Here is a 14,998-nt window from a genome sequence, read left to right as displayed (position 1 = left end):
CTGAAGCTGGCCAAGGGCGAAACCGCTGGCGACATCGCCAAGTCGCTGTCGCTGAGCGTCAAGACCGTCAGCACCTACCGCACGCGCCTGATGGAGAAGATGGCGCTGTCGTCCAACAGCGATCTGACGTACTACGCCCTGAAGAACAAGCTGATCGATTGATCTGCGGCGTGGCCCACCCCATCAAAAAAAGCTGACCTGGGTCAGCTTTTTTCATGTCTTGGGACCCGGAGGGTCACTGCATTTCCATGAAGTAGTCCAGCAGCGCATCGATCTCGTTGGACTTGTCGAAGATCGCATCCACACCCAGTTCCTTGCAGCGCTGGCGCACGTCCAGGGTGGCGTAGTTGCTGAGCACCACCACGCGCTGGTGGGGCTGGCGCTGCTGGCAGGCGGCCACCACCCCCAAGCCGCTGCCCTGGCGTAGGAACAGGTCGACGATGGCCAGGTCCCACGCGTTGTGGGGATCGGTGAGCCAGGCCTTGCCTTCGGCCTCGGTTTCCGCGTACCCGACGGGCTGGACGTCCGTCAGTTCAAGCAACGTCTCAACCAGGTTCTCTCGGATGGTGGCGTTGTCTTCAACGAAAAAAGTACGTAGTTTCACGGCAGGGAAATCTCTACAAGGGCAGCACGGTCAGGGGGCAAAAGGGCGAGGGCCAATTCTGCGCCGTCTGGGTGAACACCGCTGTAGTCATAGTCCTACTTCTTGTTACAGCATATTGAACAATCGGGGTTGCGGCTGGTGCGCATACGCGACCACTCCATGCTGCGGCCGTCCAGAATCAGCAATTTGCCTGTCAGACTTTCGCCAAAGTTGGCGATCAGCTTCAAGGCCTCGGCCGCCTGCATGCAGCCGATGATGCCGACCAGCGGGGCCAGCACGCCCATGGTGGAGCACTGGACTTCCTCGAAATCGGCCTCGGGCGCAAACAGGCAGGCGTAGCAGGGCGAGTCCTCGCGGCGCGGGTCGAACACGGTGATCTGGCCGTCCAGGCGGATGATGGCGCCAGCCACCAGGGGCACGCGGTGGCGCACGCAGGCGGCGTTGACGTCCTGGCGCGTGCGGTAGTTGTCGCAGCAGTCCAGCACCACCGTCGCCTGGGCCACCAGCGCGTCCAGCAGGGCCGCATCGGCGCGTTGCTGGATGCAGTGCACCTGGACCTCGGGGTTGAGGTCGTGGATGGCCTGGGCCGCCGAGCTGGCTTTGGGCTGGCCCACCCGGGCGGTGGTGTGGGCGATCTGGCGCTGCAGGTTGGTCAGGTCCACGGTGTCGTGGTCGACCAGGGTGATGCGGCCCACGCCCGAGGCCGCCAGGTACAGGGCCGCGGGCGAGCCCAGCCCGCCAGCACCGATGATCAGCACGTGGGCGTCCAGCAGGGCCTGCTGGCCTTCGATGCCGACTTCGTCGAGCAGGATGTGGCGTGAGTAGCGCAGGAGTTGGTCGTCGTTCATGGCGGGAAGGTCCGGCACCGGGGTGCATCACCGCCGCGCCGCGGTGCTGGGGGCGGCTGCCGGCCATCCGGCGTGGCACGGCGATGAAAAAAGCCGGGACACAAGGCACCCGGCGTTCTTGAAAACATGAGCTGGCAGCGCTGGATTTACAAGACTTTCAATGTGTTTCGACTTTGAAAGCCAGGCAGATCGCGCGCTGGCAGCTATGAAAAGCTTTATTCGTCCTTGTCCTTCTTCTCGGGCGGACGCTCGGTCAGGGTCTTGCTGACCTTGACGGGCTGGCCCTTGAGCTGGCTCAGCGCCTGCTGCAGCTGGAAGTCCTTGTCCGAGCCGAACTCGGGCAGGCGGCGCGCGGAGACAGGCTTTTTGGTGTCCTCTTCCAGGCGCTTGCGGGCTTCTTCGCGCAGCTTCTCGCGGGCGGCGGAGGCTTCGGCTTCGGCCGAGGCGTCACCATTGCCCAGGTGCTTTTCCAGGTCGGCTTCGCGCATGCGCAGGGCGGCGTAGACGTCGCCCTCGGCGGTTTCATCGACCATCACGTCGGGCACGATGCCCTTGGCCTGGATGGACTTGCCGCTGGGGGTGTAGTACAGGGCGGTGGTCAGCTTCAGGCCGGTGTCGGGACCCAGGGGGCGCACGGTCTGCACCGAGCCCTTGCCGAACGACTGGCTGCCCATGATGGTGGCGCGCTTATGGTCCTGCAGGGCGCCGGCCACGATCTCGCTGGCCGAGGCCGAGCCTTCATTCACCAGCACCACCAGGGGCACCTTCTTCAGGGCGGCGGGCAGGCGCTTGAGCGGATCGCCCTGGCCACGGCGCGCGTAGTATTCGGGCGCGGCCTTGAACACGGACTTGCTTTCTGCCAGCTGGCCGTCGGTGCTGACCACGGTCACGCCCTCGGGTAGGAAGGCGGCGGAGATGGCCACGGCCGCATCCAGCAGACCACCGGGGTCGTTGCGCAGGTCCAGCACCAGACCCTTGACGTTGGGGTCTTCCTTGTAGATCTCTTCGATCTTGCGCACGAAGTCGTCGACCGTGCGCTCCTGGAACTGGCTCAGGCGCACCCAGGCGTAGCCGGGCTCGACCAGCTTGCCCTTGACGGACTGGGTCTTGATCTCTTCGCGCGTGATGGTCACGGGGAAGGTGCGGCTCTCGTCCTTGCGGAAGATGGTCAGCTGCACCTTGGTCTTGGGCTCACCGCGCATGCGCTTGACGGCATCGTTCAGGCTCAGGCCCTTGACGGCGGTGTCGTCGATCTTGGTGATCAGGTCGTTGGTCTTGAGGCCGGCGCGGTCGGCGGGCGAACCTTCGATGGGGGAGACGATCTTGATCAGACCGTCTTCCTGCGTGATCTCGATGCCCACGCCGACGAAGCGGCCGGACGTGCCTTCACGGAATTCCTTGAAGGACTTCTTGTCGAAATACTGCGAGTGCGGATCCAGGCTGGACACCATGCCGGAGATGGCATCGGTGATCAGCTTCTTGTCGTCCACGGGCTCGACGTAGTCGGTCTTGATGATGCCGAACACCGCCGACAGCTGCTGGATTTCTTCCAGCGGTAGGGGCGAGATGCCACCGCGTGCAACGGTTTGCAGCGATACCGTGGTTAAGGCACCGGCCAGCACGCCGAGCGACACCCATCCAGCAATTTTGAGTTTTTGGCCCATAGACTCTTCAGTTACTTATCCGCTTGCACAATATACACGTCGCTGCCTGGCGGGTGAACGGGCGCAGGCCCAACCACCCGCAGACAGGTAGGGTGTTACAACTTTCAGGCCTTGCCCTGGGCGGCCACGGCCGCGGCGGCCTTGGCGGCGGCTTCGGCGTCACCCAGGTAGTAGCTGCGGATGGGCTTGAGCTGCGCGTCCAGCTCGTACACCAGCGGGATGCCGTTGGGGATGTTCACGCCCACGATGGCATCATCGGCGATGTTGTCCAGGTACTTCACCAGCGCACGAATGGAGTTGCCGTGGGCGGCCAGCACGATGCGCTTGCCCGACTGGATCTGGGGCGCCAGGGTCTCGGTCCAGAACGGCACGACGCGCGCCACGGTGTCCTTCAGGCATTCGGTCAGGGGAATCTGTTCGGGCTGCAGGGCGGCGTAGCGGCGGTCGCTGCGCTCGCTGCGGGGGTCGGTGGCCTCCAGCGCGGGCGGGGGCGTGTCGTAGCTGCGGCGCCAGACCAGCACCTGCTCGTCACCGTACTGCTTGGCCATGTCGGCCTTGTTCAGGCCTTGCAGACCGCCATAGTGGCGCTCGTTCAGGCGCCAGTCCTTGACCACGGGCAGCCAGGTGCAGTCCATCTCGTCCAAGGCGTACCACAGGGTGTGGATGGCGCGCTTGAGCACCGAGGTGTAGGCCAGGTCGAACTCGTAGCCTTCCGCCTTGAGCAGCTTGCCGGCCGACATGGCCTGCGAGACGCCGGTGGGCGTCAGGTCCACATCGGTCCAGCCGGTGAAGCGGTTTTCAAGGTTCCAGGTGGACTCACCGTGGCGGATCAGCACGAGCTTGTACATGGCGGCTTTCGAAGAAATACGGAGGGAAAAGTATCAACCCGCTATTTTAGGCCGCACCACCGGCCTGTATGGCTTGGATTGTCCAGGGCGTTGGCTGTCGCTCTAGAATTGCGCACTTTGCCAACCTGAGGACTGACGTGACGTTCATTGTTGAAAACTGGTATCTGATTTTGCTGGCGGTGGTCTCTGGTGGCTTGCTGCTGGTGCCCGGCCTCAAGGGCATGGGTGGTGGTTCGCTGCAGCCCAACGACGCCGTGGCCAAGATCAACCGCGAAAAAGCCGTGGTGGTGGACGTGCGCGAGCCCGAGGAATATGTGAAGGGCCACATCACCAACGCCAAGAACATCCCCCTGTCGCAGCTGGACGAGCGCCTGCCCCAGGTGGCCAAGAACAAGGCCGTGCCCGTGATCCTGGTGTGCGACAAGGGCGCGCGCGCCGTGCGCGCCGAGGCCCAGGCCAAGAAGCTGGGCTTTGAGAAGGCCCAGGCCCTGGCCGGTGGCATGAAGGCCTGGCGCGATGCCGGCCTGCCGGTGGATAAGGCCTAAGCCGGCTGGTTTTTTCCAGCTGTCCTACCATCAAGGGGTCCGCGAGGCCCCTTTTTCGTGGCCCCTGTTTCCAGACTGACAAGGATTTTTCCCATGCAAGCCGTGAAGATGTACACCACCGCCGTCTGCCCCTACTGCGTGCGCGCCAAGCAGGTGCTCAAGTCCAAGGGGGTGGAACAGATCGAAGAAGTCCGCATCGACAGCGACCCCGCTGCGCGTGACCACATGATGCAGATCACCGGCCGCCGCACTGTGCCCCAGATTTTCATCGGCGACACCCATGTCGGCGGCTGCGACGACCTGATCGCGCTGGACGCCAAGGGCGGACTGCTGCCCCTGCTCAACGCCTGAGGTCGTGGGCCGCAGCGCCGCGCTGCATAATGCCACCCCAAGTGCCCGCTGTCGCAGTCACTGCCAGCGGGCCTTTTTATGACCGACTGTTTTGCGTAGCAAGCGTAAGTAAGAAAGACCGAGACCATGTCCGAACAAGCAACGCCCGTCTTCCAGATCCAACGTGTCTATCTGAAGGACTTGTCCCTGGAGCAGCCCAATTCGCCCGCCATCCTGCTGCAGCAGGAACAGCCCAATGTCGACATCCAGCTGGGTGTGGAAGCCACGCCCGTGGCCGAAGGCCTGTTCGAAGTGGCCGTGACCGCCACCGTGCACACCAAGATCGACGACAAGACCCTGTTCCTGGTGGAAGCCAAGCAGGCCGGCATCTTTGAAATCCGCAACATCCCCGAAGACCAGATGGGTGGCGTGATCGGCGTGGCCTGCCCCCAGATCATCTACCCCTACCTGCGCGGCAACGTGGCCGACGTGGTGACCCGCGCCGGCTTCCCGCCCGTGCACCTGGCGGAAATCAACTTCCAGGCCATGTACGAGCAGCAGAACGCCGCGGCCCAGGCCGACGGCACCGTGCAGTAAGCCCGGCTCCTGCGGCACCGCCTGCGGGCGTGCTACAAAAGAGGCCCCGCATGCGGGGTCTTTTTTATGCATTTTTTGGCCTTCAGGCCAATGGATACAAGCGCTTAAAGCTATGAATTTGATTGTGATTGGTGCCGGCGCCTGGGGCACGGCCCTGGCGATTGGCGCGGCCCGCCACACCGCCGGCCACCAGGTCACGCTGTGGGCGCGCAATGCGCAGCAGGTGCAGGAGATGCAGGCTGCGCGCAGCAACCCCCGCTACCTGCCGGACATGGCCTTCCCCGACGGGCTGCAGGTCAGCGCCGCGCCGCTGGCGCAGGCCGTGCAGGGCATGGACCTGGTCATCATCGCCACCCCGATGTCGGCGCTGCGCAGCACCCTGCAGGCCCTGGCCGCAGCCCAGGTGCGCGTGCCCGTGGCCTGGCTGTGCAAGGGCTTCGAGGCCGTGCCCGCCGGCCACCACGGCGTCGGCCTGATGCCGCACGAGGTGTGCGCCCAGGTGGCGCCGCAGCTGGCCAGTGGTGCGCTCAGCGGCCCCAGCTTTGCGCAGGAAGTGGCCCGCGGCCAGCCCACTTTGCTGGTGGCCGCCAGCCGCCACGCCACCGTGCGCCAGGCCCTGCTGGAGGCCTTCCACACCGGGCCGCTGCGCCTGTACGCCAACGAGGACATCGTAGGCGTGGAGGTCGGCGGGGCCGTGAAGAACGTGATGGCGATTGCCGCCGGCCTGTGCGACGGCCTGCACCTGGGCCTGAACGCCCGCGCCGCCCTGCTGACGCGCGGGCTGGCCGAGATGACGCGCCTGGGCGTGGCCCTGGGCGCCAAGCCCGAGACCTTCATGGGTCTGAGCGGGCTGGGCGATCTGATGCTGACCGCGACGGGCGATCTGTCGCGCAACCGCAAGGTCGGCCTGCTGCTGGCGCAAGGCCTGACGCTGGCGCAGGCCGTGGATTCGCTGGGCCACGTGGCCGAGGGTGTGTACAGCGCGCGCACCGTGGTGCAGCGCGCCCAGGCCGTGGGCGTGGAGATGCCGATTGCCGCCACGGTGGTGGAGCTGCTGGACGGCCACATCACCCCGCAGGCCGCGGTGCAGCGCCTGATGGCGCGCGACCCCAAGCACGAAGGCCTTTAAGCCCCATCGGCTGCTGGCGCAGGTGCAGCCAGCGCCGGCAGCTATGCAATTCGCAAAAACAAAGGGAGCCGATCGGCTCCCTTTTTTTGCGTGCGCGTTGCGCTGCCAACCGCTTTACAGGCCCAGCTCCAGGGCCAGCAGCTCGTCCACCGTCTGGCGGCGGCGGATCAGGCGCACCTGCGCGCCGTCGACCAGCACCTCGGCCGCCAGCGGGCGGGTGTTGTAGTTGCTGGACATGCTGGCGCCGTAGGCGCCGGTGTCGTGGATCACCAGCAGGTCGCCGACCTGCGCATCGCCCAGCGCGCGCGGCAGCACCACGCCGCCGTCGCCCTGGGTGAAGACGTCGCCCGACTCACACAGCGGGCCGGCCACCACGCTGTCGCGCACGGCGGGCAGCACGCCCACGCCGCGGCGCTGGAGGTGCATGCCGTGGTAGCTGCCGTACATGCTGGGGCGCATCAGTTCGTTGAAACCGGTGTCGACCAGCACGAAGTGGTTGCTGCCCGCACCCTTGGTGGCGCGCACCGTGCCCAGCAGCACGCCGGATTCGGCCACCAGGAAGCGGCCGGGCTCCAGCTCCAGCGCCAGCTGGTGGCCGACGATGGCCTCGGCCTGCTTGCGCGCTGCGTTCCACAGACCGAAGTAGTGCTCGGTGTCGATGGTCGGGTCGCCATCGCGGTAGGGGATGGACAGGCCGCCGCCGGCCGAGATGGCCTGCAGGTCGTGGCCGTGGTCCTTGGCCGACTTGACCAGGGCCACCATGGCGCCGCAGACCTCCTGCAGGTGCGCGTAGTCCACGCCCGAGCCGATGTGCATGTGCAGGCCGGCCAGGTGCAGGCCGTGCTGGGCGATGGCGTCCAGCGCAGCGTGCAGGTCGGTGTGCCAGATGCCGTGCTTGCTGTGCTCGCCGCCGGTGTTGGTCTTGTTGCTGTGGCCGTGGCCAAAGCCGGGGTTGATGCGCAGCCACACGTGGTGGCCGGGCGAGGCCGCGCCCAACTGGTGCAGCATGTCGATGGAGCCGGCGTTCACCGGCACCTGGTGCTCGACCACGGTGGCCAGGGTGGCGGCGTCCATCACGTCGGCGGTGAAGACGATGTCCGAGGGCTCGCCGCCGGCCACATAGCCGGCCGCCAGGGCGCGCAGGATTTCGCCGCGCGAGACCGCATCCACCTTCACGCCCTGTTCGCGCATCAGCTGCAGGATGTGGATGTTGGAGCAGGCCTTCTGCGCAAAGCGCACGGTGTCAAACGCCTGCAGTTGGGCGATGCGTGCACGGATCACCTGGGCGTCATAGACCCACAGCGGGGTGCCATAGGTGTCGGCCAGGTTCCACAGTTGTTCGGGCGAGAAGGAGCAGGACATGGGGTTCTCAACTTTCAGAGCAGTCTGCGCAGGCTGCATCAGCGCTGCAGGGCAAAAACAGGCAGAAAGGCCGGGGACGCCGTCTTCCTGCAGGTCTGCATGATGCGGGTGGCTGGCTATTTAGTCTAATGCTTGTTTGTGGGTGGGTAATTCATTCTGGATATGCTTAGGCCATGACCCCTCCCGCCCCCCCGGCCTTGCCCGAGCGCATCGGCCACCGCCACATCGAGGTCTTCCGCGCCCTCATGCTCACCGGCAGTGCCACCGGTGCGGCGCAGTTGCTGTGCACCTCGCAGCCCACCATCAGCCGCGAGCTGGCGCGGCTGGAGCAGCTGCTGGGCTACGCCCTGTTCGAGCGCGCCCAGGGCCGGCTGCGCCCGCAGGCGCGTGCCCTGCGGCTGTGGGAGGAGGTGCAGCGCAGCTGGCAGGGGCTGGACCGGGTGGTGGAGCACGCCATGGCCCTGGGTCAGCCGCACCAGTCCAGCCTCAGCGTGCTGTGCCTGCCGGCCCTGAGCCACGCGCTGCTGCCCGGCGCCCTGGCGCGCCTGCATGCGGCCCACGGCCCGGTCGCCGTCAGCGTGGCCACGCAGGAGGGGCCGCTGCTGCAGGAGTGGATGGCCGCCCAGCGCTTTGACCTGGGGTTGACGGAGTTGGGCGAGGCCCCGCCCGGCACGCGGGTGCTGTCCCTGCCGGCCATGGACGAGGTCGCCGTGCTGCCGGCCCGCCACCCGCTGGCGGCCCGGCCGGTGCTGGGCGTGCAGGACTTTGCCGGCCAGCCCTTCATCAGCCTGGCGCGCGACGATCCGTACCGGCTGCAGATCGACGCGGTGTTCGCCGCCGCGGGCGTGGAGCGCCAGCTGCTGCTGGAAACCCACAGCGCCGTGGCCGTCTGCGCCCTGGTGCAGCGCGGCCTGGGCGTGGCCATCGTCAACCCGCTGACGGCCCGCGCTTGCGCGGGCGCTGACATGGTGGTCAGACCTTTGGAGTTTGCGATTGCCTTCCAGGTGCATATGCTGCTGCCATTGCACCGACCCACCGCACCCGAGGTGGACTGGCTGGTGCAGGCACTGACACAGGAGGCGCAGCATGCTTTTTGAATTTGCCGATTCGGAAGTGGCCCAATGCACCTGGGCCGACGGGCGCCTGCAGCTGCGGTTTTCGGCGGCCCGCATGATCGACGCCCAGGGCCTGGGGGCCGAGGGCGAGGAAGTCGTCTGGGCCCCGTTGCTGCTGACCCTGGAAGGGGTCGAGCCCTGGGAAGCCCAGGAGCCCGGCGCCAGCCTGGGGCGCTTGCGCCAGGGGTTGGTGCTGCACCACAGCCAGCGCATCCAGCGCCTGCCCGTGCCCTGCGAGTTGCAGGGGGTGGTCACCATGGAGCTGGAGTTCGACCAGGGCACCGTGCTGCACGCACGCTGCCAGGGCCTGTCGCTGCACCCGCTGCAGGGCGCGGCAGTCGCTGCCTACCAGTGCTGATGCCGCAACCCCAGCGCCCGATCATGCGGGCGGTTGCGCACGGGGGGCGAGCGTCCGGCCGGCCCTGACGTCCTGCCGTTGCTGCCGGGCTGTCTGCGCTTGGCCTGTGTATTTCCGTTGAAACCCTCCCACGCGGCGCTGAGCGCCCGGCCTCAATCGCCCGGTGGCACCCGGCCTGCGGCCTGCAGGCGCTGGTGCAGGGCCATGGCCGCCTCGAAGGACTGCAGCAACTGCACCCAGGCCGGGTGCCCGGCCTCCCAGGCGTGCAGCCGGGCCAGCGCCAGGGCCGCGGCCTCGAAGCTGGACAGCTGGTCCGGGGCCTGCGCTTTGCGGATGGCATAGCGCCCGGGCGGCAGGTCCTGCAGCGCCAGGCGCGGCAGCTGCTGCAGGCCGGGGTTGCGGTACAGCATCTTGCGGCTCTTGCGCCAGGTACCGTCCAGCACCACCAGCCGCAGCGCCTGCGGCTGCGCCAGCCAGTCCGGCGGCAGGGCGGGGGGCGGTTGCACGGGCAGCTGCGGATCGGGCGGGGTCGGCGGGTACAGCAGCAACGGCCGCACCGCGGCGCCCGGCGCCTGGCCGGGCCAGGGCGCGTGCAGCAGGGCCTGCAGCGCGGCGGCATCCCAGACTTCCCCCACTTCCAGGCGGCTGCCCGGCAGGCACAGGTGCAGCAGGCGCGCCGTGTTCTTGGCGTGCCCGGCTTCCTGGGGGTGCTGCAGCACCAGCACCTGCACGGCGCTGACCACGGGCTGCACGCAGCCGCACAGGCAGGCGGCGGCAGGGCGCAGGCAGGCGGGGCACAGGGGGCGTGGGGGCATGGCAGGTCTCAAGCTTGATAGCGGTCTGCGCTGCTGGGACAAGGGCAGAGCCACGATTTTGCTTGAAAGTCGGCCGCCACCTGCGGTGGCGGGGCATGGCCGCGGCCTGGCGTGGCTGGCTGCGGGAGGCCGGGTGCTGTCAAGCAGGAATTTCGCATGTACTAAGTTGGAAAACTTGTTTGGATACCGTTGATTTGGTTTTTAGGATTGACTTTCTTATATGTAAAACGGCATGAGAAAGCAGCCATGACTTCCCGATACGCACCCCCCGTCCCCCTGGTTTCCGACCGCGGGTCGCTCCCCCGGCGCCAATGGCTCCAGGGGCTGGCGGCCTGCGCCGGCGCGGCCCTGCTGCCGTCCCTGGCCGTGCCCGCCCAGGCGGCCACCACCGGCCGCATCCTGGTGGGCTTCGGCGCCGGTGGCGGCGGCGATCTGGTGGCCCGCCTGCTGGCCGACCGCCTGACCGAGCGCAGCCACAAGGCCAGCAACTACATCGTCGAAAACAAGCCCGGCGCCGCCGGCAAGCTGGCAGTGGATGCGCTGCGCCAGGCGCCGCCCGACGGCAGCACCTTGCTGCTGGCGCCGCTGGTGACGCCGGTGCTGTCGCAGCTGGTGTTCCGCAACCCCGGCTATGACCCGGGCAAGGACATGAAGCCCGTGGGCCTGGTGGCGCACTTCCAGTTCGCCCTGGCGGTGCCTGCCAGCCACCCGGCCAAGGACATCCCCGGCTTCGTGGCCTGGCTCAAGGCCCACCCCAAGCTGGCGAACTACGGCAGCCCCAGCCAGGGCAGCCTGCCACATTTCTTTGGCCTGCTGCTGGGCAAGGCCGCGGGCGTGGACTTCCTGCACGTGCCCTACAAGGGCGGCACCGCCATGATCAACGACCTGATAGGCGGCCAGCTCAGCGCCGGCATCAACACGGTGCAGGAGCTGCTCAAGCAGCATGAGGCCGGCAAGCTGCGGGTGCTGGGCGTGTTCTCCACGCACCGCGTGGAGCAGCTACCCCACGTGCCCACCTTTGCCGAATCGGGCTTCCCCGAGGTGCAGGGCAGCGGCTGGTACAGCCTGTGGACGACGGCCCGCACGCCGGACGCCACCATCCAGCGCCTGAACCAGGCCCTGGGCGAGGTGCTGCAGGAAAAGCCGGTGCAGCAGCTGATGCACGACTGGGTGCTGGAGCCGCAGCACAGCCAGCCCCACGAGCTGGAGCAGCTGCGCCAGGCCGACATCGCCAAGTGGCGCCCCATCCTGGCCGCCTCCGGCTTTGTGGCCGACTGAGTGCCACCCGTCTTTTTTGTGATCACTATCTGCCGACCATGAGCACTGCCACCACCGCGCCCAACATCGTCTTCATCCTGGCCGACGACCTGGGCTATGCCGACCTGAGCGTCTACGGCCAGCGCAACTACACCACCCCGCACCTGGACCGGCTGGCCGGCGAAGGCGTGCGCTTCACCCAGGCCTATGCGAATTCGGCCGTCTGCTCGGCCACGCGGCTGGCGCTGATCACCGGCCGCTACCAATACCGCCTGGCGGCGGGACTGGAGGAACCCATTCCCAGCAATGCCGCGAACATCGGCCTGCCGCCGGAGCACCCCACGCTGCCCTCGCTGCTGAAGGCGGCGGGCTACGACACGGCGCTGATCGGCAAGTGGCACCTGGGCCGCCCGCCGGCCTTTGGCCCGCTGCACAGCGGCTATGACCGCTTCTTCGGCAACCTGGGTGGGGTGGTGGACTACTTCACCCACAAGAACGGCGTGGGCGACGACCTGGCGCCGGACCTGTACGAGGGCACGGTGCCGGTCGAGCGCACCGGCTACTACACCTATGTGCTGGCCGACGAGGCCGAGAAGTACGTGCGCGAACGTGCGACGCAAGCGAACCCCTTCTTCCTGTCCCTGCACTTCACGGCGCCGCACTGGCCCTGGGAAGGGCCGCACGACGAGGCGGTGTCGCGCCAGCTCAAGGACCTGTTCCACTACGACGGCGGCACGCAGCGCACCTATGGCGAGATCGTCCAGGCCCTGGACGCGGCCGTGGGCCAGGTGCTGCACGCGCTGGAGGCTACGGGCCAGGCCGAGAACACCATCGTCGTCTTCACCAGCGACAACGGCGGCGAGCGCTTTTCGGACACCTGGCCCTTCGTCGGCCAGAAGACCGAGCTGCTGGAAGGCGGCCTGCGCGTGCCCACCTTGCTGCGCTGGCCGGCGCGCCTGCAGCCCCAGGTGCAGACCCAGGTGACGGCCACCATGGACTGGCTGCCCACGCTGTTGGCCGCGGCCCAGGCCCCGGTGGATGGGCAGTACCCCAGCGACGGCGTGAACCTGCTGCCGGTGCTGCAGGGGCAGCAGCCCGTGCACCACCGCCAGCTGTTCTGGCGCTACAAGTCGCAGTCGCAGCGGGCGCTGCGCGATGGGGACTGGAAGTACCTGAAGATCAACGAGCACGAATTCCTGTTCCACGTGGTGGACGACCCGCGCGAGCGCGCCAACCTGCGCGAGCGCCAGCCCGAGGTGTTTGCCCGCCTGAAGGCCGCGTGGGAGCTGCGCAACCAGGACTTTCTGGAGATCACCCCGCAGACCTTCACGCACGGCCTCACGCCCGACATCCAGGCCGACCGCTATGTGCCCAGCCGCCTGGCGCGGCACGTGCGCAAGTAGGCCTTGGCCACCTCGCCCCGTTGGTGGGTGCGGGGCCTGCCCGCATCGCCGGTGCCATCCACGGCGGCCGGCCGTGTGGTGCCCGTCAAGTTGGCGGGCAGGTGTGTGGCATGCCCCGGCGTGGGCCGGGCAGGGGTGCCGCCCAGGCGGCTGCTGCCCCTGCCGCCCGGCATCGCGGCGTCACGGTCCGGCTCGGTGCATTAAAGTTGATAGCTGTCTGCATAGGCATAGCAAGGGCTGCAGGCTGTTTGGTGGTGTATTTCCATGCCGACGGCCGGGCCAGCAGCCGGGCCGCTATGCTTCGCCGCATGAGTGCGCATTTTTCGTTCCCGGCCCAGATCGACCTGGGCCAGCCCTTGCAGGGTGACACCGCCCGCCTGCAGGCCCGCTTGCAGGCCCCGTTGCGCGTGCTGCAGGCCCACCTCCTGGCCGAGGTGGGGCCGCTGTTGGAACGGGTGGAACAGGCCGCGCGCGAGGGCCACTGGTGCGTGGGCGGCCTGCGCTATGAAGCCGCCAGCGGCCTGCGCCCCGAGCTGGACACGGCATCGGCCGAGGAGGGCCCGCTGGCCTGGTTTGCTGTCTACCCCGCACCGCAGGCCGATGCCCCGGCGACGCCAGCGTCTGTCGAGGCATCCAGCCTGCCGACGCTGGACTGGCAGCCCGACCTGGACCGCGCCGCCTTTGCCGCCGGCCTGCAGGCCATCCATGCCGGGATTGCCGCCGGCCAGTACTACCAGATCAACTACACCCAGCAGCTGCGCGCCGAGGCCGCACGCCCTGTGGAGGGCGCGGCGCTGTTTGCCGCACTGCAGCAGGCGCAGCCCGGCGGCTATGCGCTGTACCTGGACATGGGCGGCGAGCAGGTGGCCTCGGTCTCGCCCGAGCTGTTTTTCGACTGGCACCAGCCCGCCACGGGCAGCGGCCCCATCCTGACCCGCCCGATGAAGGGTACGGCCGCGCGCGGCGCCACGCCGCAGCAGGATGCGGCCCAGGCGCAGCACCTGCAGACCGCGGCCAAGGAGCGGGCCGAGAACGTGATGATCGTGGACCTGCTGCGCAACGACCTGGGGCAGATCGCCGAGGTCGGCTCGGTCGAGGTGCCGCAGCTGTTTGCCGTGCAGGCCCTGCCCAGCGTCTGGCAGATGACCTCCGATGTGCGCGCCCGTCTGCCCCAGGGCACCGGCCTGCGCGAGGTGTTCACCGCGCTGTTCCCCTGCGGCTCGGTCACCGGGGCGCCCAAGCGCTCGGCCATGGCCGCCATCGCCCAACTGGAGCCCGCGCCGCGCGGCTGGTATTGCGGCGCCCTGGGCGTGGTGCGGCCCGACGGGGCCGGTGGCCTCCGTGCCACCTTCAATGTGCCGATCCGCACGGTGGTGGTGCAGGGCCGTGCGCTGCGCTGTGGCATCGGCAGCGGCATCACCGCCGATGCCACCGAACCCGGCGAATGGGCCGAGTGGCGCGCCAAGCGCGCCTTTGTGGAGCGTGTGAGCAGGGCGTTCGATCTGATCGAAACCCTGGCGCTGGAGGACGGACGCTTTCGCCACCTGGGCCTGCACCTGCAGCGCATGCAGGCCGCGGCGGCGCACTTTGGCTATCCCTGGAGCGAGGCTGCCCTGCAGCTGACCCTGCAGCAGGTGCAGGACACCCACCCCAGCGGCCTGTGGCGCGTGCGCCTGCAACTGGGCCGCGATGGCCTCTATGCCAGCCAGGCCGTGGTCTGCCCGCCGTCACCGCCGCAGGCCTATCTGCAGCTGGCGCCCGAGCCGCTGGCCGAGGCGCACGGTGAATTCGTGCGCTTCAAGACCACGCGCCGCGCGCACTACGAGCGCTGGGCCCCCAAGGACACCCACATCTTCGACACCATCCTGTGGAACGAGGCCGGTGAAATCACCGAAGGCACGCGCGGCAATGTGGCCGCCTTGATCGACGGGCAGTGGGTCACGCCGGCCCTGGCCTGCGGCCTGCTCAACGGCGTGGGTCGCCAGGTGGCACTGGCCGAGGGCCGGGTGGTGGAAGGCGTGATCCACCGCGACGACCTGCACCGGGTGCAGCAGTGGGCCTTCATCAACAGCCTGCGCGGCTGGGTGGCCTGCCAGATGGTGGGCCACCTTTCTTAGTTTCTA

General features: G+C 68.0%; 16 protein-coding genes. 10 read left to right on the top strand and 6 right to left on the bottom strand.

Annotation, left to right across the window (positions count from 1 at the left end):
• Nucleotides 1-162 (top strand): response regulator transcription factor (locus CA2_RS11120; RefSeq protein WP_042416811.1); only part of this gene is annotated, 162 nt, incomplete at its 5' end.
• Between the two features lie 73 nt (nucleotides 163-235).
• Here the strand turns inward: CA2_RS11120 and CA2_RS11115 are convergent.
• The 4 genes from CA2_RS11115 to gpmA all read right to left on the bottom strand — a co-directional run bounded on the left by CA2_RS11115 (nucleotide 236) and on the right by gpmA (nucleotide 3,964).
• Nucleotides 236-604, bottom strand: coding sequence for a response regulator (locus CA2_RS11115; protein WP_042416807.1), 369 nt, complete (start codon nucleotides 602-604; stop codon nucleotides 236-238).
• 95 nt (nucleotides 605-699) lie between these two features.
• Nucleotides 700-1,452: a HesA/MoeB/ThiF family protein gene (locus CA2_RS11110; RefSeq protein ID WP_042416804.1), complete on the bottom strand. Its 753-nt coding sequence runs from the start codon at nucleotides 1,450-1,452 to the stop codon at nucleotides 700-702.
• 215 nt (nucleotides 1,453-1,667) lie between these two features.
• Nucleotides 1,668-3,116 (bottom strand): S41 family peptidase, encoded by a 1,449-nt coding sequence (locus CA2_RS11105; protein ID WP_042416801.1) that lies wholly within the window; start codon nucleotides 3,114-3,116, stop codon nucleotides 1,668-1,670.
• Between the two features lie 104 nt (nucleotides 3,117-3,220).
• Complete coding sequence (gene gpmA, locus CA2_RS11100; RefSeq protein ID WP_042416798.1) at nucleotides 3,221-3,964, bottom strand: 2,3-diphosphoglycerate-dependent phosphoglycerate mutase; 744 nt, start codon at nucleotides 3,962-3,964, stop codon at nucleotides 3,221-3,223.
• A gap of 137 nt (nucleotides 3,965-4,101) precedes the next feature.
• Between gpmA and CA2_RS11095 the strand changes: the two genes are divergently transcribed.
• The 4 genes from CA2_RS11095 to CA2_RS11080 all read left to right on the top strand — a co-directional run bounded on the left by CA2_RS11095 (nucleotide 4,102) and on the right by CA2_RS11080 (nucleotide 6,565).
• Nucleotides 4,102-4,509 carry a rhodanese-like domain-containing protein gene (locus CA2_RS11095; RefSeq protein WP_042416795.1) on the top strand — a complete coding sequence of 136 codons (408 nt, stop codon included), beginning with the start codon at nucleotides 4,102-4,104 and terminating at the stop codon, nucleotides 4,507-4,509.
• 93 nt (nucleotides 4,510-4,602) lie between these two features.
• Nucleotides 4,603-4,860 carry a glutaredoxin 3 gene (gene grxC, locus CA2_RS11090; RefSeq protein ID WP_042416792.1) on the top strand — a complete coding sequence of 86 codons (258 nt, stop codon included), beginning with the start codon at nucleotides 4,603-4,605 and terminating at the stop codon, nucleotides 4,858-4,860.
• Nucleotides 4,861-4,986: 126 nt separating this feature from the next.
• Nucleotides 4,987-5,436 (top strand): protein-export chaperone SecB, encoded by a 450-nt coding sequence (secB, locus tag CA2_RS11085; protein WP_042416789.1) that lies wholly within the window; start codon nucleotides 4,987-4,989, stop codon nucleotides 5,434-5,436.
• Nucleotides 5,437-5,548: 112 nt separating this feature from the next.
• Complete coding sequence (locus tag CA2_RS11080) at nucleotides 5,549-6,565, top strand: NAD(P)H-dependent glycerol-3-phosphate dehydrogenase (RefSeq protein WP_042416786.1); 1,017 nt, start codon at nucleotides 5,549-5,551, stop codon at nucleotides 6,563-6,565.
• A 114-nt stretch (nucleotides 6,566-6,679) separates the two neighbouring features.
• Here CA2_RS11080 and lysA read toward each other — a convergent pair whose 3' ends face one another.
• A complete protein-coding gene (gene lysA / locus CA2_RS11075; RefSeq protein WP_042416838.1) occupies nucleotides 6,680-7,927 on the bottom strand; it encodes a diaminopimelate decarboxylase in 1,248 nt (415 codons plus the stop codon).
• A gap of 173 nt (nucleotides 7,928-8,100) precedes the next feature.
• On the opposite strand from lysA, the gene CA2_RS11070 reads away from it, so the two are divergent.
• Nucleotides 8,101-9,024 (top strand): LysR family transcriptional regulator, encoded by a 924-nt coding sequence (locus tag CA2_RS11070; RefSeq protein ID WP_042416782.1) that lies wholly within the window; start codon nucleotides 8,101-8,103, stop codon nucleotides 9,022-9,024.
• The gene (locus CA2_RS11065) at nucleotides 9,014-9,400 is read left to right on the top strand and encodes a hypothetical protein (RefSeq protein WP_042416779.1); all 387 of its coding nucleotides are present in this window, start codon (nucleotides 9,014-9,016) and stop codon (nucleotides 9,398-9,400) included. The genes CA2_RS11070 and CA2_RS11065 overlap by 11 nt, the downstream gene beginning before the upstream one ends.
• 152 nt (nucleotides 9,401-9,552) lie before the next feature.
• Here the strand turns inward: CA2_RS11065 and CA2_RS11060 are convergent, their stop codons facing one another.
• Nucleotides 9,553-10,215, bottom strand: a complete 663-nt coding sequence (locus tag CA2_RS11060; protein WP_042416776.1) for a tRNA-uridine aminocarboxypropyltransferase — start codon at nucleotides 10,213-10,215, stop codon at nucleotides 9,553-9,555.
• Nucleotides 10,216-10,461: 246 nt separating this feature from the next.
• Here CA2_RS11060 and CA2_RS11055 point away from each other — a divergent pair, with 246 nt between their 5' ends.
• The 3 genes from CA2_RS11055 to CA2_RS11040 all read left to right on the top strand — a co-directional run bounded on the left by CA2_RS11055 (nucleotide 10,462) and on the right by CA2_RS11040 (nucleotide 14,992).
• Entirely contained in the window at nucleotides 10,462-11,493 is a 1,032-nt protein-coding gene (locus tag CA2_RS11055; protein WP_042416773.1) for a tripartite tricarboxylate transporter substrate-binding protein, read from the top strand.
• Nucleotides 11,494-11,531: 38 nt separating this feature from the next.
• Nucleotides 11,532-12,875 (top strand): sulfatase family protein, encoded by a 1,344-nt coding sequence (locus CA2_RS11050; RefSeq protein ID WP_042416771.1) that lies wholly within the window; start codon nucleotides 11,532-11,534, stop codon nucleotides 12,873-12,875.
• 308 nt (nucleotides 12,876-13,183) lie between these two features.
• Nucleotides 13,184-14,992 (top strand): chorismate-binding protein, encoded by a 1,809-nt coding sequence (locus CA2_RS11040; protein ID WP_081888968.1) that lies wholly within the window; start codon nucleotides 13,184-13,186, stop codon nucleotides 14,990-14,992.
• The last annotated feature ends 6 nt before the right edge of the window (nucleotides 14,993-14,998 follow it).

This window comes from Comamonas aquatica NBRC 14918, from assembly GCF_000739875.1.
Classification (GTDB): domain Bacteria; phylum Pseudomonadota; class Gammaproteobacteria; order Burkholderiales; family Burkholderiaceae_C; genus Comamonas; species Comamonas aquatica.
Note: the sequence above shows the minus strand (reverse complement) of the source record. Positions and strands in the feature narration are given on the sequence as shown.